Origin of the sequence: Klebsiella sp. KPN54798, from assembly GCF_021184225.1 — a bacterium.
Taxonomy (GTDB): Bacteria; Pseudomonadota; Gammaproteobacteria; order Enterobacterales; family Enterobacteriaceae; genus Klebsiella; species Klebsiella pneumoniae.
Map to the genome: position 1 here is coordinate 5,217,268 of NZ_CP089234.1, position 21,339 is coordinate 5,238,606.

Here is a 21,339-nt window from a genome sequence, read left to right on the forward strand (position 1 = left end):
CATTCGTCGTCGGTGTGGTTGTGATGAGCAGCGGACTGACAAATGGTTTAAAACGTGATCAATTTAACACCTTGCTCATTGACCGTAAAGAAAGATGCGCTACATACAAGTGTAGCACCGTTTATTACCTGTAAATTCCTCACTACGCCTCCGGCAACCGCCACGCGCATGAAAGGTTAAAAAAGAGTGGGCCGGAGCCACCTCCCACATAAACCGTGAAAACTAACATCCGTAAGACAACAATGTTAGGATGGATAGTGGTCGATAATGACGGTAACAAGCATGTTAGACAAAGTTTTGAAAATTGCCACACGGCAAAGCCCGCTTGCGCTATGGCAGGCGCAGTATGTTAAAGCGCGCCTGGAACAAGCGCATCCCGGACTGAAGGTCGAGCTGGTGCCGATGGTCACGCGCGGGGATGTCATCCTTGATACTCCGCTGGCAAAGGTGGGGGGCAAAGGCTTATTTGTGAAAGAGTTAGAGCTCGCCATGCTCGAAGGGCGCGCCGATATCGCCGTCCATTCGATGAAAGATGTGCCGGTGGAATTCCCGGAGGGCCTGGGGCTGGTGACTATCTGCGAGCGCGACGATCCGCGCGACGCGTTTGTCTCCAATCGCTATGCCTCGATTGACGAACTGCCGGCCGGCAGCGTCGTTGGCACGTCAAGTTTACGCCGTCAGTGCCAGCTGGCCGCCACCCGTCCGGACCTGGCGATCCGCTCTCTGCGCGGTAACGTCGGTACCCGGCTGAGTAAGCTGGATAACGGCGAGTACGACGCCATCATCCTCGCCGCCGCCGGCCTGAAGCGCCTGCAGCTGGAAGCGCGTATTCGCCAGCCGCTGTCGCCTGAGCAATCTCTGCCGGCGGTCGGCCAGGGCGCGGTCGGCATCGAATGCCGTCTTGATGATGCATGGACCCGGGGGCTGTTAGCGCCTCTCAACCATACGGAAACGGCGGTGCGCGTGCGCGCCGAGCGGGCGATGAACACCCGCCTCGAAGGCGGCTGCCAGGTGCCGATCGGCAGCTATGCGGAACTGAAGGACGGGGAACTGTGGCTGCGGGCGCTGGTTGGCGCTCCGGATGGTTCACAGCTGGTGCGCGGCGAACGACGCGGGCCAGCGGAACAAGCGGAAGCCCTCGGCATCTCGCTGGCGGAAGAGCTTCTGGATAATGGCGCCCGCGAGATTCTCGCGGCGGTTTATGATGGAGAAGCCCCGCGATGAGCATCCTGGTCACTCGTCCACTACCGCAAGGAGAAGCGCTGGTCAGCCGTCTGCGGGCCATGGGACGCGTGGCCTGGAGCTTTCCGCTGATAGAATTTACGCCCGGCAGGGAGCTTCCCGCGCTGGGCGATGCGCTTGCCCGACTGGGACCCGACGATCTGCTATTTGCGCTATCCCAGCATGCGGTGGAATTCGCCCATGCCCGTCTGCAGCAGCAGGGCCTGCTCTGGCCCACTTCTCCGCGCTATTTTGCCATTGGCCGCACGACGGCGCTGGCCCTGCATACGGTCAGTGGGCAGCATATCCATTACCCGTTAGATCGGGAAATTAGCGAAGTCTTGCTACAATTACCTGAATTACAAAACATTGCCGGGAAAAATGCGCTGATCCTACGCGGCAATGGCGGGCGGGAACTCTTAGGCGCGACGCTGACCGAGCGCGGCGCCAGGGTCACATTTTGTGAATGTTATCAACGTAGTGCAAAACATTACGATGGCGCAGAAGAAGCGATGCGCTGGCAATCTCGCGGAGTCACCACGCTGGTGGTCACCAGCGGCGAGATGCTGCAGCAGCTATGGTCGTTAATACCGCAATGGTATCGCGAACAGTGGCTCCTGCACTGCCGCGTTGTCGTTGTCAGCGAACGTCTGGCCCTTCAGGCCCGGGAACTGGGCTGGCAGGAGATTCAGGTTGCCGATAGCGCCGACAACGATGCGCTGCTACGCGCATTACAATAACTCTCAACATTGGAAGCCATAATGACGGAACAACAAAATCAATCCGCCGTGGTTGAAGAGACCAGGGAGGCCGTGGAGACCACACCACAGCCAGAGAACACTGAGAAGAAGAAGGCAGGCAATAAAACCAGCCTGGCGCTCAGCGCGATCGCTATCGCCATTGCGATAGCCGCCGGCATCGGCCTGTATGGCCTGAACAAACAACAGGCCACGCGGCAAAACGCAACTACCTCTGAATTAGCAAGCCAGGTCGCGGCGCTGCAAAAAGCGCAGGAAAATCAAAAAAGTGAACTGGAAGGTGTTATCAAACAGCAGGCCGACCAGCTAAACGAAGCCAAACACCAGCAGGAGACGCTGGCCAAACAGTTGGATGAGCTGCAGCAAAAAGTGGCGGTGATTTCCGGTAGCGATGCCAAAACCTGGCTGCTGGCCCAGGCCGACTTCCTCGTCAAGCTGGCGGGACGTAAGCTGTGGAGCGATCAGGATGTCACCACCGCCGCCGCGCTGCTGAAAAGCGCTGACGCCAGCCTCGCCGACATGAACGACCCAAGCCTCATCGGCGCCCGCCGGGCGATCACCGACGACATCGCCACCCTCTCCGCGGTAAGCCAGGTGGACTATGACGGCATGATCCTCAAGGTTAATCAGCTGGCGAACCAAATCGATAACCTGCGGCTGGCAGATAATAACGATGACGATTCGCCGATGGACGCTGATAGCGATGAGCTTTCCAGCTCTATCAGCGAATGGCGCGTCAACCTGCAGAAAAGCTGGCAGAACTTTATGGACAGCTTTATCACCGTGCGCCGCCGCGATGAAACGGCGGTCCCGCTGCTGGCGCCGAATCAGGATATCTATCTGCGGGAAAATATTCGCTCTCGCCTGCTGGTCGCCGCGCAGGCAGTTCCGCGCCATCAGGAAGAGACCTGGAAACAGTCGCTGGATAACGTCTCGACCTGGGTACGCGCCTATTATGATACCGATGACGCCACCACCAAAGCCTTCCTCGACGAGGTGGATAAGCTCAGTCAGCAAAGCATTACCATGACGGTGCCGGAAACGCTGCAGAGTCAGGCGTTGCTGGAAAAACTGATGCAGACCCGAGTGCGCAACCTGATGGCGCAGCCTGCCGTTACCGCGGGCGGCGCGCCTTCGCCCGCACCTGCTGCGCCGGCCGCCCCCGCTGCGCCGCAAGGAGAGTAACGCATGCTGAAAATTCTTTTACTCTTCGCACTGTTGATCGCCGGGATCGTGCTCGGCCCGATGATCGCCGGGCATCAGGGCTACGTCCTGATCCAGACCGATAATTACAATATCGAGACCAGCGTGACCGGGCTGGTGATCATCCTGATCCTCGCCATGGTGGTGCTGTTCGCCATTGAATGGCTGCTGCGCCGCATTTTCCGCACCGGGGCGCATACGCGCGGCTGGTTTGTCGGCCGTAAACGCCGTCGCGCGCGTAAGCAAACCGAGCAGGCGCTGCTTAAGCTGGCGGAAGGTGATTACCAGCAGGTTGAGAAGCTGATGGCGAAAAATGCCGATCACGCCGAACAGCCGGTGGTGAACTATCTGCTGGCGGCGGAAGCGGCCCAGCAGCGCGGCGATGAAGCGCGGGCCAACCAGCATCTGGAGCGCGCCACCGAGCTGGCGGGCGATGACCTGATCCCGGTGGAAATCACTCGCGTTCGCCTGCAGCTGGCGCGTAATGAAAATCACGCTGCGCGCCATGGCATCGATAAGCTGCTGGAAATTACCCCGCGTCATCCGGAAGTGCTGCGCCTCGCCGAACAGGCATACACCCGCACCGGCGCCTGGCAGTCGCTGCTGGACATCATTCCGTCGATGGCGAAAGCTAACGTCGGCGATGAAGCGCACCGCGCGGCGCTGGAACAGCTGGCCTGGGTTGGCCTGATGGATAAAGCGCTGGCCGATGGCGGCAGCGAAGGACTACGCGAATGGTGGCGCAACCAGAGCCGTAAAACGCGGGCGCTGGTGCCGCTGCAGGTGGCGATGGCCGAGCGCCTCATCGAGAGCGACGATCACGATACCGCGCAGCAAATTATTATTGATGGTCTGAAGAAACAGTATGATGACCGTCTGGTGATGCCGATCCCGCGTCTGAAGACCAATAACCCGGAACAGCTGGAGAAAGTGCTGCGCCAGCAGATCAAAGCCGTTGGCGACCGTCCGCTGCTGTGGAGCACCCTGGGCCAGTCGCTGATGCGGCACGGCGAATGGCAGGAGGCCAGCATCGCCTTCCGCGCCGCGCTTAAGCAGCGTCCGGATGCCTTTGATTACGCCTGGCTGGCGGATGCCCTGGACCGCCTGCATCAGCCCGAAGAAGCCGCCGCTATGCGCCGCGATGGACTGCTGCTGACGCTGCAGAATAATCCTCAGCCATAACCTGGCATGGCTATCGCCTCCTGCGGGGCGATAGCCCTTCTCCCCCGCCTTCGCATTGACGGATCCCTGAAAGAAAAAAACGCCTGCGCTGAAATCAGGGCAGGCGTTAAAACAGGTCTGTTTGACAACAAATTGGGTGCTTCACTCAACGTAATGTCCATGGTGTTTGATGAGGCATAAATGCGACATCTGTCAGTGGACGATAAGCACCGTAAGAACGGCTCTGCATCATTCCGGAGTTTATGAGGCACGAAGGCGAACATAAGAGATGGAATGAGCATCTACCCGGTTATTATCGCACAGGATCCGGGGAAATTGCATCTACCACAGTGATGAATTGAGAGTTTTCCTGACGCGTATTCTTAAGCAAAGAGAAGATTTTTTATCAGCAAGATCAGAGAAATAAGAGATGGCGGACGGCAGCAGAAAACAAAAAACCCGCCGAAGCGGGGTTCAAAATTGGTCGGCGAGAGAGGATTCGAACCTCCGACCCACTGGTCCCAAACCAGTTGCGCTACCAAGCTGCGCTACTCGCCGAAATACTGCTTTTTGAATTTTTAGTTCAATTCGTTAAAGTCGTGGTGCGAGGGGGGGACTTGAACCCCCACGTCCGTAAGAACACTAACACCTGAAGCTAGCGCGTCTACCAATTCCGCCACCTTCGCAAATTCACAACTCTATCAAATAATGGGGTGGCTAATGGGATTCGAACCCACGACAACTGGAATCACAATCCAGGGCTCTACCAACTGAGCTATAGCCACCACTGCAAACCTTTTACGCGGTATTAAAACCACCGCAGCTCCAGCACCGGGTTAATGGTGCGCCCGACAGGATTCGAACCTGAGACCTCTGCCTCCGGAGGGCAGCGCTCTATCCAGCTGAGCTACGGGCGCTTAGCGCCGTTGCGGGGTCGGATAATACGGACTTCCTACCCCGCTGTCTAGTGCCTTTTTAAAGAAAATTATCGTTTGCTCATGCTTTGTTCATTTTGACGGTTATTCAGCCGTATTATTGACTTGCCCCTGTCTTCCGAGGCCAAACACCTTATAAATCAGGGTGACGGCGGCCAGAAAAATAATGCCGACGAAGAGCGACATGCGGGTTTCATCATTCAGTCCCATCCCGACCAGCACGCAGATCAGGAAGGCCATCGTGAAATAGTTGGCCCACGGAAACAGCAGCGAACGGAACGGATGGCTGGCAATCGCCGCCTGATGCACGCGACGGAAACGCAGCTGACTAATCAGGATCACAAACCAGGGCACCATCCCCGGCAGGACGCTGGCGCTATAGACATAGACGAACACCCGCTGCGGATTAGGAATAATGTAATTCAGGCAGGAGCCCACCAGCAGGATTAGAATCGACAGCGCCACACCGACGGACGGAACGCCGTTGCGCGATACCTTACCGATCGCCGCCGGCAGCTGACGGTTCTTCGCCAGGGCGTACAGCATACGTCCGCAGCTGTACATTCCGCTGTTGCAGCCGGAAAGCGCTGCCGTCAGCACCACGAAGTTGATAATTCCCGCCGCCGCGGTAATACCGATTTTGGCAAACGTCAGTACGAACGGGCTGCCGTTGGAGCCGATTTGATCCCACGGGAAGATAGTGACGATAACGAAAATCGCGCCGACGTAGAAAATCAGGATCCGCCACAGCACTTTGCCCACCGCGCTGCGCAGCGTCACCTGCGGGTTTTTCGCTTCACCTGCGGTAATGCCGATGAGCTCCACCCCCTGATAGGACGCGACCACGATACACAGCGCCGTCAGGAAGCCCTTCCAGCCGCCAGCAAAGAAACCACCATGTTCGGTGAGATTACCAAAACCGATGGAGTGGCCGCCGTTGCCAAAGCCGAAGAAAATGACGCCCAGACCCACGACGATCATCACGATAATGGTGGTCACTTTTATCATGGCGAACCAGAACTCGATTTCACCGTATAGCCGGACCGCCGCGAGGTTAGCCAACGCCACCAGCCCCACGGCAATCAACGCCGGGATCCACTGCGCCATCTCCGGGAACCAGAACTGCACATAGACCCCGATGGCGGTAATCTCCGAGATCCCCACCGCCATCCACATAAACCAGTAGGACCACGCGGTCAGATAGCCGAAGAAGGGGCTCATATAGCGATGCGCATACACCGCGAAGGAGCCAGTGACAGGCTCAAGGAACAGCATTTCGCCCATTGAGCGCATAATGAAAAAGACGAACAGGCCAGCGATAATATACGCCAGCAGCACGGAAGGCCCAGCCCATTTCAAGGTACTGGCCGCCCCCATAAACAACCCCACGCCAATCGTCCCGCCAAGGGCGATCAGTTCAATATGCCGGGCCTCCAGTCCACGCTGGAGCTCCGCTTTTTTCTCAGTCATATATCCTCTTGTGTTTGCCGTATTCCGGGTACTCCCGGTTATTGTTATTAACTGAAACCATAGCCTTGCCGACGCGCAGGTCTCCCCGGCGCGTATGAAGCCTGCGAATGGTTAATTAATTTTGCGGAAATGGCAAATAAAGTATCAGGCGAGTGAAGAGATTACACAGAATATGTATGCAAACTCGCCTGGTTGCAGTGGAATATCAGAGCTTACCGGAATAATGCCAACGTAAATAGCGCAGTAGGCGGAACTGTCTCTTGATGCGGCTCGGCTGCAAAAGCAGACGATAGAACCACTCCAGCCCCAGATCCTGCCAGAACTTCGGCGCCCGATGGACGTGCCCGGTAAAAACATCGTAAGTGCCGCCGACGCCCATATACAGCGCGTGCGGATACAGGCGCCGGCAGTCGCGCATGAAGATCTCCTGGCGCGGCGACCCCATCGCGACGGTGACGATTTTCGCCCCGCTGTCGCGAATGCGTTCGAACAATGCCTGGCGTTGCTCAGGGGTGAAATAACCGTCCTGGCTGCCGACGATGTTCACCTGCCAGCGCTGACGCAGCCTGGATTCTGTCTGCGCCAGGACCTCAGGTTTACCACCAACCAAAAACACCGGTGTCCCTTCAGCGCCAGCGCGCTGCATTAACGCTTCCCAGAGATCGGCCCCGGCGACGCGGGATACCTGGGCCTGCGGGTATTTTTTGCGCAGCGAACGCACCACGCTGATGCCATCGGCATATTTAAACTCCGCCGCCTCAATCAGCGCCCGTACCTCCGGGTTATCTTCTACGGCCAGCATTTTCTCAGCATTAATGGCCACCAGCGTCCCCTCCCGGAGCGCGCCGTCGGCAAACAAATAATCCAGAGCGTGCGGCATATCGCGCCAGCCTATGAGCTGCAGCCCTCTTAACAGGTACAACGGCGCGGAAATGGTCCCAGTCATGTCCATCCTTCTCAGACTTGCGGTTGCGAAAGCGGTTTTACGCGCTTATGAATCAGTCCCACGCTATCCAGGAACCAGTACAGCAGTTTCGCCGCCAGCAAGCAGATACCAAAGATCACGAGGAAAAACACCACGCGGGAGCCGAACGAATCCAGCCCCTCGCGCGCCAGCACTATCATGTTGAAGATAGCGCCGAAACAGAAACTGTGCAGGATAGCCGCTTTATAGCGATTGCTCTCCCGGTTGCCCAGCTCATACAGCCAGTCGAACCATTTAATAATCAACCCTACCGCCACGGCGCCCAGCGGTACGAACCAGACGCCGCCCATCACCACCAGCGAGCCAATCAGCGTCGGCGAGATCGCCAGCCCCGAATGGTTGTTTAATACTTCCCAGGTAAAGTAGTTGGCGGTATTGAGCACCATCGTCGGGCGACCGTGCCACATCCAGCTGGGGATAAAGACGTAGAAGTCGCGGATCATCGGCGCCAGACCCTGGAAATCGATCTTGTCGTAGTTCTGCAGCAGCAGCGCCAGGTTCTCCCACGGTGAGAAGGTGTCGCGCGTGAGATACAGAAAGGTGTAAAACGCTTCGTCGCCGCTGACGTTCATCCCGTAGCGCTTCAGCGCCAGCCAGAACATGCCGACAATACCCAGCACACCCGCCGCCGCCAGCATCCACAGGCTGATCCAGCCGCGAATAATACCGATGAACAGAAAGATGGCGAAGGCGATGATGATATTGGCGCGGGTCCCGCCGACGATGGCGTAGGTCAGCAAACCAAAGGCCACCGTGCTGACGAGGAAGAAGATCCACGCCTTATAATCCTGGCGCAGAAAATAGACCACCAGCATCGCCGGAATAAAGAAGTAAAAGAAGCGCTTCAACGCCACGCCGGACACTTCAGCAGAGAAAATCTGGCTGTAGGAGTTGAGCTTAAACAGCAGGAAACCGTTGTGGGCGAAGAAGATGCCGACGCACAGCAGCGCCAGCCCCATCAAAATGCCCCACGCCAGATGGGTTTCCACCCGGTTCATGGTAAACAGCGGGCGATGCGCAACCTCACGCGATGCCGAACGCAGCCGCGTTTTATAGGTCACGTAGTAGACTGCGTAGAAGCACACCGCGATCAGCAGCGTCTGCAGCAAAATCTCCGGCGGCGCCACGCTGACGTCAAAGCGGAACACCAGAATACTGGTCAGCGGGAAGCCGAAGAAAAAGGTCAGCAGAAACAGCAACGAGAAAAAAACGTTGAAGTTAAAGCGTACCCGACGGAACTCAAACCAGGTGGCGGTGGCGATGAACAGCGTCGACAGCAGCCAGACCACCAGCAGCCCGCTAAATTGCATTAACGTCATGCCTGCCCCTCCGCCGCTAACCGTAGCGCCCGCCGCCAGCCCGTCAGATAGTTCGGCCGGAAGAAGGCGATAGCGGATTTATCCACGCTCGCCAGCTGACGCTGCGCTTCGCGCACCACGCTGACGTCCAGCGCGTCGCTGGTGAACAGCACCGGCACATGCTGCTCGGCCATATCCTGCCAGAACGGGTTTTCCCGATTGAGCACGCAGGGGATGCCCGCCTGAATCAGCAGACACAGAGTGCCGATCCCCTGCTGGCGGGCAAACAGAAAATAGCCCAGATCGCAGCGGCGCAGCAGCGCCAGATAATCATGAAACTCCAGCTTCTCGCTGAGGATCTGCAGATGCTCACCGCTAAACAGCGCCGCCCCCGCCTCGCGAACCTCATTGATATAGGCGTCGTTATTCGCTGGATAGCCCATCGGCACGATGACGTTTACCGTATCGCCAAACTGCTGATGGATTGCCTTCAGCGCGGCAATATGTTCATTGCTGCGATCCCCGGAGTTGCCGACCAGAATAGTCAGGGTATCACCGCGCGGAGCGTTATCGGCCAGGGTATTCAGCGCCGGATCCATACGGGTCGGGAAGTAGAGCAGCTCGCCCGGGACGCGCGGATGGCGGTTAGCGAACCAGCTGAGATCGCCGCGGGTGGCGAAAACGCGCCCTACCCGCCCCTGCGCCATACGGCGCAGCGGATAGAACAGGCGGAATTTCAGGCTGGTGGCGTTTTCGTACAGATCCGCCCCCCAGATATGCCAGTTAAACTGCGACGGGCGGATGCCGCCGCTCAACAGCGCCAGCCACAGCCCGGTATTGAACTGGCCGTGGAAGAAAAAGCGCTGCTGGCGGTTGGCTTTCGCGGTAGCAATCACTGCCTGCGCCAGCGCCTTTTTCCCCGGATAACAGGTGATGTCCAGCGCCGGATACCCATCACGCACGCTGGCCTCATCACCGACGATCATAAATCTCCTGGCCTGCGGGTCGGCGGCCAGTTCGTCGTTAAAGAACCGCAGTACGGTCTGGTTATGATGCGGGATATCCGATCCCAGTACATGTATCAGTGCTGTCATGCCCGTTTACGCCAGAGTAAAAACACGCCACTACAAAGGGCGAAATAAACAATATAAGTGGCCATATATGCCTGCGCCGCGCCAACCGCGCCGTGCGCCGGTATAAGCCAGTGTGAGAATGCGGTCAGCAGTGCGAACTGGCTGATTTCCGTCAGAATATAAAAACGCAGCGACGCTTTGGCGATCACCAGATAGCCATAGACGTAGGCGCCTACTTTTAAAACGTCGCCCACCAGCTGCCAGGCGAACAGGTCACGCATCGCGGTAAAGCGATCGGAAAACAGCAGCCAGATGGCAAAATCGCGCAGCAGCCAGACCGTCAGGCTCGCCGCCGCTACTGCCGGCAGGACGAATTTCAGCGACTTGACTATCTCGCGGGTAATATCCGTTTTGGCGCTCAGCCGCGACAGCGTCGGCAGCAGATAGACGCTAAACGAGGCGGTAATAAACTGCAGGTAGGCATCGGAGATGCTGCTCACCCCCTGCCAGATCCCGACCGCCTCCCAGCCGTAATGCGCCGCCAGCAGATTACGCATCATCACATAGGCTACCGGCAGGGTCACCGAGGTTATCAGCGCCATCAGGGTAAATTTCGATAGCTGTCCCGCCAGACCGTTATCCCAGCGCGGACGCAGGGCGCTCAGCGGGATATTACCCCGCCGCCAGAGCATAATACCCGCCGGGACCACCACCAGCGCTGGAACTAACGCCAGCCCCAGCAGCGCGCCCTGATAGCCTCCCAACACGTAGCAAGCATAGTAAGCCGCCACGCCGATCAGGCTCCCGGCAATCAGCGAGAAGGCGTTACCCGCCGCATCGCGAAAGCCTTTCATCAGCGCCAGCAGGAAATTCGCCCAGGCGATCCCCATCTGCACCAGCGCCACCAGGCGTACCAGCCCCTGATAGTGCGTATGGCCGAACAGCCCCTGGCTTATCGGCGCCGCCGCCAGTAAAAATACCAGCGCCAGCAGGGTGGAAAAGCCAAGCACCATCGCCGACGAGGTGCCCACCACCTGCTTCAGGCGCGGGGGATCGTCGTGATGCTGCGCCACCAGCTTCGTGACGCCATTAAATATCCCGGCCCCGGCCAGCACGCCGAGTACGGTGACCAGTTGCCGGAAGTTACCGGCCTGGCCAACGCCCGCCGGCCCAAACGAGACGGCCAGCAGCTTGACGACCAGCAGACCGGCGCCGATTTTGACCAGCGTCGATGCCGCCGTCCACAGTGAGGCTTTTGCTAACGACATATCAGGAGAAGTAGCTCAGCAGCGAGTTAATCACCGTCCGCTGGTTCACCACAGACAGATTGTAAAACAGCGGCAGGCGTACCAGACGCTCGCTCTCCTGAGTGGTGTAGCGGTCTTCACCGCGGAATTCGCCGAACTGTTCGCCTGCCGGGCAGCTGTGCAGGGGAATGTAATGGAATACCGCGAGGATCTCCGCCTCTTTCAGCCAGGCGATCAGTCTGCTGCGATCCTTGATATCACGCAGTTTAATGTAGAACATGTGCGCGTTTTGCCCGCAGTCGGCCGGAACCGTCGGCAGTTCGATACGCCCGGCGCGCGCCAGCGGCAGCAGCGCATCATAGTAGTTCTGCCACAGGGCCAGGCGCTGCTGGTTGATGCGCTCCGCCGCTTCCAGCTGCGCCCACAGATAGGCGGCCTGCAGGTCGGACATCAGATAGCTGGAGCCAATGTCCCGCCAGGTATATTTATCCACCAGGCCGCGAAAGAACTGGCTGCGGTTGGTGCCTTTTTCGCGAATAATCTCCGCGCGTTCCACCAGCGTGCGATCGTTGATCAGCGTCGCCCCGCCCTCACCGCCGGCGGTGTAGTTTTTGGTTTCATGGAAGCTGAAGCAGCCGATATGGCCGATGGTGCCCAGCGCGCGCCCCTTGTAGGTGGACATCACCCCCTGTGCGGCGTCTTCCACCACAAACAGGTTGTATTTGTCGGCGATGGCCATGATGGTGTCCATCTCGCAGGCTACGCCGGCATAATGCACCGGGACAATCGCCCGGGTTTTATCGGTGATGGCGGCTTCGATGAGCGTTTCGTCGATATTCATCGTATCGCGACGGATATCAACGAAGACGATTTTCGCCCCGCGCAGCACAAAGGCGTTGGCGGTGGAGACAAAGGTATAGCTGGGCATAATCACTTCGTCGCCCGGCTGGATATCCAGCAGCAGCGCGGCCATCTCCAGCGAAGCCGTGCAGGAAGGGGTCAGTAGCGCTTTTGCCGTGCCAAATCGCTGCTCCATCCACTGCTGGCAGCGGCGCGTAAAGCCGCCGTCGCCGCACAGCTTGCCGCTGTTCATCGCAGACTGCATGTAATCAAGCTCGGTTCCAACCACCGGCGGCGCGTTAAATGGGATCATGGGGGTCACCTGTATAGCCAGTAGGCGGTGCTTTCCACGTTAGCACCGCTGAGAATATAACGTTTAAGCGCGGCGGTGTTGCCCATCTGGGTCGCCACCCGCACTGTAGAAAGTCCGCGCGAGGCGGCCCAGTACCGCGCCGCCTGCATCAACTGCGCCCCGGCGCCGCGTCCGGCCAGCAGGCCGATACGCGCTTCGGTCGCAGTGATCTGCCGCAGGGAGACAAAGGCGCGAATATCGCCCTCAGGATGGCGGTAAATCAGGCACTGATGATCGAAGGTGCCGCGCACCGCATTTTCAATCCACTGGGCATAGAAGCGGCCGCTGGCGTCGGCAGCGTACCAGGGCGCGCGAAAGCGGCTCATGGCAAATGCCTGCGCCGCCTGCTCGCGCAGCGGCGCAATATCCGCTTCCACGGCGACGTCTGCGCCGGCATCTGCAGGGCTGCCCACCGGCAGCGCCAGATCGACCTCACCTTCCACCAGCTGAAAACCCAGCCGCTGCAGCGCGTCCAGCCGGACGGTGTCGCTGGCGGCGATCTTCGCCTGCACTCGCGACCACCCCGCCAGCGCCTCAGGCGTCAGCCGCGGCGCGTGCTCGTCAAAGCGCACGATCGCGCTGTTCACGGCAAAGAAGCGGTTCTCCCACTCCAGGGGGTCAATACTGGCGCGGACGGGCACGGAGCAGATCCAGCAGATATTGGCCGTAGCCGGTTTTTTCCAGCCGCTTCGCCGCACGTTTGACGCCGTCGTCGTCCAGCCAGCCGTTACGCCAGCCGATCTCTTCCAGACAGGCGATTTTAAAGCCCTGGCGCTTCTCGACGGTCTGCACGAACATGCTGGCCTCGATCAGGCTATCGTGGGTGCCGGTGTCCAGCCAGGCAAAGCCGCGTCCAAGCAGTTCGACGGTCAATGCGCCATCCTCCAGATACATCTGGTTGATGGAGGTGATTTCCAGCTCGCCGCGCTCGGATGGTTTGACCCGTTTGGCATACTCCGTCACCTTGCCATCGTAGAAATAGAGACCGGTGACCGCCCAGTTCGACTTCGGCTGCTTCGGCTTCTCTTCCAGCGATAGCGCACGGAAGTTATCATCAAACTCCACCACGCCAAAGCGCTCAGGATCCATCACCTGATAGCCAAAAATCGTCGCCCCTTCCGTGCGGGCAGCGACGCTGCGCAGCTTCGGGCTAAAGCTTTGGCCGAAGAAGATATTGTCGCCTAACACCAGACACGCCGGTTCGCCGTTAAGAAAGGCTTCGCCGATGATAAACGCCTGGGCTAAACCATCCGGCGTCGGCTGTACGGCATAGTGCAGCGCAATGCCAAACTCTGAGCCATCGCCGAGCAGGCGCTGGAAATCACGTAGGTCGTCCGGCGTGGTGATAATCAGGATCTCACGGATCCCGGCCAGCATTAATACCGACAGCGGGTAGTAGATCATCGGCTTATCGTAGATCGGCAACAGCTGCTTCGATACGCCGCGGGTGATGGGATGTAGCCGCGTTCCGGAACCGCCCGCCAGAATAATACCTTTCATCATTCCCCCCAGAGATGATTAGCTTTGCAGCCCAAGACGCTCGCCCTGATAGCTTCCGTCCTGAACCCGACGCCACCAGGCCTCGTTCGCCAGATACCACGCCACGGTCTTACGCATACCGGAGGTGAAAGTCTCTGCCGGCGTCCAGCCCAGCTCGCGGGCAATCTTCGAGGCATCAATGGCATAGCGCAGATCGTGGCCCGGACGATCGGCAACGAAGGCGATCAGATCGCGATAGTGCGCCACGCCCTGCGGCTTATCCGGCGCCAGCTCTTCCAGCAGCTGACAAATGGTTTCCACCACCTCGATATTTTTCCGTTCGTTATGACCGCCGATATTGTAAGTTTCGCCCGGTTCGCCGCAGGTCGCCACCAGATACAGCGCTCTGGCGTGATCTTCCACGTACAGCCAGTCGCGGATCTGTTGTCCATTGCCATACACCGGCAGCGGCTTGCCCGCCAGCGCGTTAAGGATCGTCAGCGGGATCAGCTTCTCGGGAAAGTGATACGGGCCGTAGTTATTTGAGCAGTTGGTGATAAGCGTCGGCAGGCCATAGGTTCGCAGCCAGGCGCGCACCAGGTGGTCGCTGCTGGCTTTCGAAGCCGAATAGGGGCTGCTTGGCGCATAGGGCGTGGTCTCGGTAAAGAAATCATCGCTGCCATGCAGATCGCCATACACTTCATCGGTGGAGATGTGATGGAAGCGAAACGCCGATTTTTGCGCCGTAGCCAGGGTATTCCACCAGCTACGGGCCGCCTCCAGCAGCGTATAGGTGCCCACGATATTAGTCTCGATAAACGCCGCCGGGCCGTCAATCGAACGATCGACATGGCTTTCCGCCGCCAGGTGCATCACCGTATCCGGTTGATGCTGACGAAAAATGCGATCCAGCTCGGCGCGGTCGCAGATATCCACCTGTTCAAAGGCGAAACGCGCATCCTGCGCCACCGGCGCCAGCGACATTAAATTGCCGGCGTAGGTCAGTTTATCCACCACCACCACGCGATCGGCGGTGTGCTGGATAATCTCCCGCACTACCGCCGAACCAATGAAGCCCGCGCCGCCGGTGACCAGAATGGTTCTCACCGCCACACTCCTTTGGTGTCGACGATAAACGCCTGGGTGACGCTATCGCCGCTAACGGCTTTAAATTGGTTATGATCGACCAACATCACCAGCACATCGGCGCTGGCCAGCGCCGCCTCAAGGGTCGCCAGCGTACACAGTCCATCGAGTTTCTTCGGCAGCGCGTGAATGTTGGGCTCAACCACCTGGGTCGTGCCGCTGTGCCAGCGGGCAATCTGCGCGGCAATTTCCATCGCCGGACTTTCGCGCAGGTCGTCAATATTCGGTTTAAAAGCGAGGCCAAAACAGGCGATCGTCAGTTCGCTGGCCCGCTTGTTGGTGGCATTCAGGCAGTCCGCCACCTGCGCTTTCACCTGTTCGATAACCCATTCCGGCTTGTGGTCGTTGACCTCGCGAGCGGTGCGGATCAGACGCGCCTGCTGCGGGTTTTGCGCCACGATAAACCATGGGTCGACGGCGATACAGTGGCCGCCAACACCCGGGCCCGGCTGCAGGATATTGACGCGCGGATGGCGGTTCGCCAGGCGGATCAGCTCCCAGACGTTAATCCCCTGGTCGGCGCAAATCAGCGACAGCTCGTTGGCAAAAGCGATGTTGACGTCGCGGAAGCTGTTTTCCGTCAGCTTGCACATCTCGGCGGTGCGCGAGTTGGTCACCACGCATTCGCCTTCAAGGAAGATTTTATACAGCTCGCTGGCGCGAGCGGAGCAGACCGGCGACATGCCGCCGATAACACGGTCGTTTTTAATCAGCTCGACCATCACCTGACCGGGCAATACCCGCTCCGGGCAGTAGGCGATATTCACGTCCGCCGCTTCACCCACCTGCTGGGGGAAGCTAAGATCCGGGCGCATCTCCGCCAGCCACTCGGCCATCTGTTCGGTCGACCCGACCGGCGAAGTGGACTCGAGGATCACCAGCGACCCTTTCTTTAACGTCGGCGCAATGGATTTGGCGGCCGACTCGACAAACACCATATCCGGCTCGTGGCGATCTTTAAACGGCGTCGGCACGGCAATCAGGTAAGCATCCGCCTCCACCGAGGTGGTGGTGGCGCTTAAATACCCCTGCTCGACCGCGGTCTTCACCACGCTCGCCAGATCCGGCTCCACGATATGAATCTCTCCACGGTTAATGGTCTCCACGGCATGTTGATTAACATCAACGCCGACCACCCGCTTCTGCCGGGAGGCGAACGCGGCAGCGGTTGGCAGCCCGATATAGCCAAGGCCAATCACTGAAATGGTAGAAAAACTCATAGCGTTACCTGATTATTTTTAAGTGCAGACAAAATGCGACGACATGCTTCGCCATCGCCATAGGGATTATGCGCACGGCTCATCGCCTGGTATGCAGCATCATCCTCCAGCAGTCGCGTCACTTCCGCGACGATGCGCTGGCTGTCGGTGCCCACCAGACACACGGTGCCGGCGGCCACCGCTTCCGGACGTTCGGTCATATCGCGCATGACCAGCACCGGCTTACCCAGCGAGGGGGCCTCTTCCTGAATGCCGCCGGAATCGGTCAGGATCAGCCAGGCGCGATCCATCAGCCAGACGAACGGCAGGTAATCCTGCGGTTCAATCAACATCACATTGTCAATATGACCAAGAATACGATTCACCGGCTCGCTGACATTAGGATTCAGGTGAACCGGATAGACAATCTGCACCTCAGGGTGGGTATGGGCTATCTCGGCCAGCGCCTGGCAGATCTGTTCAAAACCGAGCCCAAAGCTTTCCCGCCGGTGGCCGGTAACCAGAATCATCTTTTTACCGTGGCTGATGAAAGGATAGCGCTGCAGCAGGGTCTCCCGTAGCGCTTCATCACCCAGCACCCGATCCCGCACCCAGAACAGGGCGTCAATGACCGTATTCCCGGTGACCGTGATGCGACTGTCGGCAATATTTTCCCGTAGCAGGTTCTGCCGCGAGGTTTCCGTGGGGGCGAAATGGTATGTCGCCAGATGGCCGGTCAACGTACGGTTGCCTTCTTCCGGCCACGGCGAACTTAAATCGCCGGTGCGCAGGCCGGCCTCTACGTGGCCCACCGGTATCCGCTGATAAAACGCCGCCAGGCTCGCCGCCATGGTGGTGGTGGTATCGCCATGTACCAGCACCACGTCGGGTTTAAACGACTCCAGCACCGGCTTCAGCCCTTCAAGGATGCGACAGGTGATCTCGGTCAGCCCCTGCCCCGGCTTCATGATGTTGAGATCGTAGTCCGGGACAATAGAGAAAAGTTTCAACACCTGATCGAGCATCTCCCGATGCTGCGCGGTCACGCATACTTTCGCCTCAAAATGAGGATCCTTTGCCAGCGCATGGACCAGAGGCGCCATCTTGATGGCTTCCGGCCTCGTGCCAAATACAGTTAGTACTTTCACATCGATTCTCTTCGATTAGGCGATGAAGGTCATCTGCCCTTCACCACAGGCCGCAATCACAGGACACGACGACGCGATAACGCCACGCCTGCGCCGATGAGCGCACCCACAATCCCCCACATCACCATCAGAAATACACGGCGCGGGCTATCGCGTTTTACAGGTTCTTCCGGCGTCCGCAAATACCGGTAAGTCTGAAAACGCGGATCTAACGTTGGACCGACGTTCAACGTGCTCAGCATGGCGCGGTTCTGGTCGTAATCGAGGTCATATTCCGGCCCAACGGCCTGCAGGTTTTCCAGCCTGGCCTGCAGCATCGGCCTGCCCAATAAAAATAGCTCTGAATCCGGCAACTGATCGGCAGGAACATCCGTTTCGCTACGTGAAATATTGTGCTGCTGAGCCACCTTCAGCGCCTGCTCCACGCTGTGCGTCCGGCGGTTGAAGATGGCCTCGGCCACCTCTTCCTGGCGCTTCACCTGCGCCTTCATCTGCACCGTCCGCGCCGCCCAGGCGCCTTTAAGTTCGTCGTTAAGATGGCCTGCCGCCCGCTGGCTGGCGAAGGCCACATACTGACGCAACAGATTATTGGCATCCTGCCCGGTCTCGGCGGTCAGTTTGACGCTGTCGTTAATGCTCTTGGCCGCATCGCCTGGCATAAACTGGATATTGTTAATCAGGTCATCCAGCATCGCCGCATCAGCGCGGGCATTACCCGACTGACGCTGCTTGTAGTAGTCCGTTTGCAGCCAGAAATCGCGCCGGGTATCCCAGGAGGCCAGCTGCATGATGAACTCTTTATACGCTTCATCCATGGCGGAAGGCTGGTCGACCGAGGCGAGGTCGGCTTTAATGTCCAGATTGCGTAAGAACTGCTGTTGGGAATAGTATCCCCCCAACATATTGACAGTAGGCCGATCGGTGATCGCCGTGGCGCTCCACTCCTGGCGAGCAAAGAAGGTGTACACCAGCACGATGGCGGCGAAGAGTACGGCGCCGCCGACTATCCAGCCTTTTCCTGCCCATAAAGCGCGAAACAGCCCGCGAATATCCAGCTCGTTCTCAACGTTCACTGCTTGTGCTCCCGGTAATGGTTGAGTCATCACATCCCCAGCTCTACTTGGTTAGTTTCGGATTATTGCCGCTGTGTCGCCGAATTCTGCGTCTGATGCGCTTAACCAGGCGCGCCACTTTCCAGGCGCGCTTAATACAGTAGCCATAAAGAAAGAAGGCTACCAAAAAGAGAATTAACATCACCCATTCCGGCACAATGCGGGTGTATTCCGCCACGACGCCAACCAGCGCCAGCAGGGCGGCGGCCAGGGTAATCAGGACAAACGCCTGGCGGGAAGTAAACCCGGCGCGCATGATCAAATGATGAATATGCTGACGGTCCGGTGAGAAAGGACTCATGCCTTTGCGCAGGCGGCGATACATAATCGCCACCATGTCCATCAACGGGATAGCGATAATCCACAGCGCGGTCACCGGGCTAATGGGATGCGTTTTACCTTGCGTGGTTTCCAGCAGGATCCAGATGATGGTGAAGCCAATCATCGTGCTGCCGGCGTCACCCATAAAGACTTTATAGCGGCGGCCGAGGGCGCCAAGATTGAGAAGAATATAGGGTAGAATGGCGGCGATCATCGCGAAACACCACATCGCCAGGCTGTACTGACCATCAAACCAAAGGATAATCCCGGTCGCCGCAAAAGAGACCGATGACAGTCCGCCGAGCAGGCCGTCGATACCATCGACCATGTTGAACGCATTGATAGCGGCCCAGACGGCAAACAGCGTCAGGAAGAAGCCGAAGGGCCCCAGCACCAGTTCCCACGAGCCAAAAATAAAGCCCAAACTACTCAGATGCAGATTCCCTGCCATCATCATAATCACGGCGATCGCGGCCTGAATGACCGCGCGAATTTTCACGCTGATGTCGAAGCGATCGTCAAGCGCGCCAACCAGCACCAATACCCCCGCGCAGGCCAGATACAGCGAGGCGTGAGGAATATAATAATCGGCGATGGCGAAAGTGAAACAGATACCTGCATAAACTGAGATACCACCGACCAACGGAATCAACCCCTGATGCCGTTTGCGATAGTTGGGTTTATCCACTAACCCGATCTTTTTTGCCACTTTCCGCGCGACAAAAATAAAGAGGGTCGTGAATAAGAAAATACTGATTAATTCAGTAATAGCAGTGAGTAAATTCACAACGCATGTGCTCTCAGCATAGTTAATCCGGGAAGTATAGCGATGATGCCCCAACTCCAGAAGGGGAAAAGCAGAACATTACAAATTTATTGTATAGATTTTAGTCTGTTAAAGCTGTCTCCGCCTGCTATCCGGCGCCATTATACGACAACTTTCGTCCCGCTTTCTCTGTCTCTGGATCATACAAACCCAAAAATGAAAACGCCACGCAAAGGCGTGGCGTTTTTGGCTTTTTTTACCTTACGAGCGCTTCATCATATCGAAGAAGTCATCATTCGTCTTGGTCATTGCCAGCTTATTGATGAGGAATTCCATCGCATCAATCTCACCCATCGGATGGATAATTTTGCGCAGGATCCACATTTTCTGCAGCTCTTCCTGAGTGGTAAGCAGCTCTTCTTTACGGGTACCGGAACGGTTGTAGTCGATAGCCGGGAAGACGCGTTTTTCAGCAATCTTACGAGAGAGGTGCAGTTCCATGTTACCGGTGCCTTTAAACTCTTCGTAGATAACTTCGTCCATTTTGGAACCGGTGTCGATCAGCGCCGTGGCGATGATGGTCAGGCTACCGCCCTCCTCGACGTTACGTGCCGCACCAAAGAAACGCTTCGGACGGTGCAGGGCGTTGGCGTCCACACCACCGGTCAACACTTTACCGGAAGCCGGAACCACGGTGTTGTAGGCACGCGCCAGACGGGTAATGGAGTCGAGCAAGATGATAACGTCTTTCTTGTGTTCAACCAGACGTTTCGCTTTCTCAATAACCATCTCGGCAACCTGCACGTGACGGGATGCCGGCTCGTCAAAGGTGGAAGCAACCACTTCACCTTTCACCAGACGCTGCATCTCGGTCACTTCTTCCGGACGTTCGTCGATCAGCAGTACCATCAGGACACAGTCCGGGTGGTTGTATGCGATGCTCTGCGCGATGTTCTGCAGCAGCATGGTTTTACCGGCCTTCGGCGGCGCGACGATCAGACCACGCTGGCCGCGGCCAATCGGGGAGGCCAGATCCAGTACGCGAGCGGTTAAGTCTTCGGTAGAACCGTTACCACGCTCCATACGCAGGCGAGAGTTCGCGTGCAGCGGCGTTAAGTTCTCGAACAGGATCTTGTTACGCGCGTTTTCCGGCTTGTCGTAGTTAACTTCGTTAACTTTCAGCAGCGCAAAGTAACGTTCACCCTCTTTCGGAGGACGAATCTTACCGGAAATGGTGTCACCAGTGCGGAGGTTGAAACGGCGGATTTGGCTGGGGGATACGTAGATGTCGTCAGGGCCGGCGAGGTAGGAGCTGTCTGCGGAGCGGAGGAATCCAAATCCATCCTGCAGTATCTCCAGTACGCCGTCGCCAAAGATATCTTCGCCACTCTTCGAATGCTGCTTGAGGATGGCAAAAATAATATCCTGCTTACGCATACGAGCCAGGTTTTCCAGCCCCATATTTTCGCCGAGAGTAATCAGCTCAGAAACCGGCGTATTCTTTAATTCGGTAAGATTCATAGTGGTGTGGGTTCTTAAACTCGGGGTAAATCTCGAACTTAATGTTGTGAATGGTATGGCAGGAACTTCCATGCCTGTTAACGGCCTTCATCTCGTGTCTGTAC

18 protein-coding genes and 4 tRNA genes are annotated in these 21,339 nt (G+C 57.8%); 4 read left to right on the forward strand and 18 right to left on the reverse strand.

Annotation, left to right across the window (positions count from 1 at the left end):
* The first annotated feature begins 282 nt into the window (after positions 1–282).
* From hemC to hemY, 4 genes are read left to right on the forward strand one after another with little or no spacing between them, the layout of a single operon-like run.
* Positions 283–1,224, forward strand: coding sequence for a hydroxymethylbilane synthase (gene hemC, locus LPQ25_RS25010; protein WP_002883381.1), 942 nt, complete (start codon positions 283–285; stop codon positions 1,222–1,224).
* Positions 1,221–1,961, forward strand: coding sequence for a uroporphyrinogen-III synthase (hemD, locus tag LPQ25_RS25015; RefSeq protein WP_012737128.1), 741 nt, complete (start codon positions 1,221–1,223; stop codon positions 1,959–1,961). The genes hemC and hemD overlap by 4 nt, the downstream gene beginning before the upstream one ends.
* 21 nt (positions 1,962–1,982) lie before the next feature.
* Positions 1,983–3,164, forward strand: coding sequence for a uroporphyrinogen-III C-methyltransferase (gene hemX / locus LPQ25_RS25020; protein ID WP_004150429.1), 1,182 nt, complete (start codon positions 1,983–1,985; stop codon positions 3,162–3,164).
* A 3-nt stretch (positions 3,165–3,167) separates the two neighbouring features.
* Positions 3,168–4,364 carry a protoheme IX biogenesis protein HemY gene (hemY, locus tag LPQ25_RS25025; protein WP_004150428.1) on the forward strand — a complete coding sequence of 399 codons (1,197 nt, stop codon included), beginning with the start codon at positions 3,168–3,170 and terminating at the stop codon, positions 4,362–4,364.
* Positions 4,365–4,824: 460 nt separating this feature from the next.
* Here hemY and LPQ25_RS25030 read toward each other — a convergent pair.
* The 18 genes from LPQ25_RS25030 to rho form a co-directional block, all read right to left on the reverse strand.
* Positions 4,825–4,901 (reverse strand) — tRNA-Pro (locus tag LPQ25_RS25030).
* Positions 4,902–4,943: 42 nt separating this feature from the next.
* Positions 4,944–5,029, reverse strand: a tRNA-Leu gene (locus LPQ25_RS25035).
* A 23-nt stretch (positions 5,030–5,052) separates the two neighbouring features.
* A tRNA-His gene (locus LPQ25_RS25040) sits at positions 5,053–5,128 on the reverse strand.
* 55 nt (positions 5,129–5,183) lie between these two features.
* Positions 5,184–5,260 (reverse strand) — tRNA-Arg (locus LPQ25_RS25045).
* 102 nt (positions 5,261–5,362) lie between these two features.
* On the reverse strand, positions 5,363–6,748 hold the full coding sequence (gene thrP, locus LPQ25_RS25050; protein ID WP_002883322.1) for a bifunctional threonine/serine APC transporter ThrP: 1,386 nt from the start codon (positions 6,746–6,748) through the stop codon (positions 5,363–5,365).
* A gap of 205 nt (positions 6,749–6,953) precedes the next feature.
* Entirely contained in the window at positions 6,954–7,694 is a 741-nt protein-coding gene (gene wecG / locus LPQ25_RS25055) for a lipopolysaccharide N-acetylmannosaminouronosyltransferase (protein ID WP_004177935.1), read from the reverse strand.
* Between the two features lie 11 nt (positions 7,695–7,705).
* On the reverse strand, positions 7,706–9,052 hold the full coding sequence (gene wzyE, locus LPQ25_RS25060) for an ECA oligosaccharide polymerase (protein WP_004146500.1): 1,347 nt from the start codon (positions 9,050–9,052) through the stop codon (positions 7,706–7,708).
* Entirely contained in the window at positions 9,049–10,125 is a 1,077-nt protein-coding gene (locus LPQ25_RS25065) for a TDP-N-acetylfucosamine:lipid II N-acetylfucosaminyltransferase (RefSeq protein ID WP_012737127.1), read from the reverse strand. The genes wzyE and LPQ25_RS25065 overlap by 4 nt, the downstream gene beginning before the upstream one ends.
* Positions 10,122–11,372: a lipid III flippase WzxE gene (wzxE, locus tag LPQ25_RS25070; RefSeq protein ID WP_002883312.1), complete on the reverse strand. Its 1,251-nt coding sequence runs from the start codon at positions 11,370–11,372 to the stop codon at positions 10,122–10,124. The genes LPQ25_RS25065 and wzxE overlap by 4 nt, the downstream gene beginning before the upstream one ends.
* 1 nt (position 11,373) lies before the next feature.
* On the reverse strand, positions 11,374–12,504 hold the full coding sequence (gene rffA, locus LPQ25_RS25075) for a dTDP-4-amino-4,6-dideoxygalactose transaminase (protein ID WP_012737126.1): 1,131 nt from the start codon (positions 12,502–12,504) through the stop codon (positions 11,374–11,376).
* A gap of 5 nt (positions 12,505–12,509) precedes the next feature.
* Entirely contained in the window at positions 12,510–13,184 is a 675-nt protein-coding gene (gene rffC, locus LPQ25_RS25080; RefSeq protein WP_012737125.1) for a dTDP-4-amino-4,6-dideoxy-D-galactose acyltransferase, read from the reverse strand.
* Complete coding sequence (gene rfbA, locus LPQ25_RS25085; RefSeq protein WP_002883307.1) at positions 13,162–14,043, reverse strand: glucose-1-phosphate thymidylyltransferase RfbA; 882 nt, start codon at positions 14,041–14,043, stop codon at positions 13,162–13,164. Before rfbA ends, rffC begins: the two co-directional genes overlap by 23 nt.
* An 18-nt stretch (positions 14,044–14,061) precedes the next feature.
* Positions 14,062–15,129 (reverse strand): dTDP-glucose 4,6-dehydratase, encoded by a 1,068-nt coding sequence (rffG, locus tag LPQ25_RS25090; protein WP_012737124.1) that lies wholly within the window; start codon positions 15,127–15,129, stop codon positions 14,062–14,064.
* Positions 15,126–16,388: a UDP-N-acetyl-D-mannosamine dehydrogenase gene (gene wecC, locus LPQ25_RS25095; RefSeq protein ID WP_012737123.1), complete on the reverse strand. Its 1,263-nt coding sequence runs from the start codon at positions 16,386–16,388 to the stop codon at positions 15,126–15,128. The genes rffG and wecC overlap by 4 nt, the downstream gene beginning before the upstream one ends.
* On the reverse strand, positions 16,385–17,515 hold the full coding sequence (gene wecB / locus LPQ25_RS25100; protein WP_002883297.1) for a non-hydrolyzing UDP-N-acetylglucosamine 2-epimerase: 1,131 nt from the start codon (positions 17,513–17,515) through the stop codon (positions 16,385–16,387). Before wecB ends, wecC begins: the two co-directional genes overlap by 4 nt.
* A 56-nt stretch (positions 17,516–17,571) precedes the next feature.
* On the reverse strand, positions 17,572–18,618 hold the full coding sequence (wzzE, locus tag LPQ25_RS25105; protein WP_002883296.1) for an ECA polysaccharide chain length modulation protein: 1,047 nt from the start codon (positions 18,616–18,618) through the stop codon (positions 17,572–17,574).
* 13 nt (positions 18,619–18,631) lie between these two features.
* Entirely contained in the window at positions 18,632–19,735 is a 1,104-nt protein-coding gene (wecA, locus tag LPQ25_RS25110) for a UDP-N-acetylglucosamine--undecaprenyl-phosphate N-acetylglucosaminephosphotransferase (protein ID WP_002883295.1), read from the reverse strand.
* A gap of 240 nt (positions 19,736–19,975) precedes the next feature.
* Positions 19,976–21,235, reverse strand: a complete 1,260-nt coding sequence (gene rho / locus LPQ25_RS25115) for a transcription termination factor Rho (RefSeq protein WP_002883293.1) — start codon at positions 21,233–21,235, stop codon at positions 19,976–19,978.
* Between the last annotated feature and the right edge of the window lie 104 nt (positions 21,236–21,339).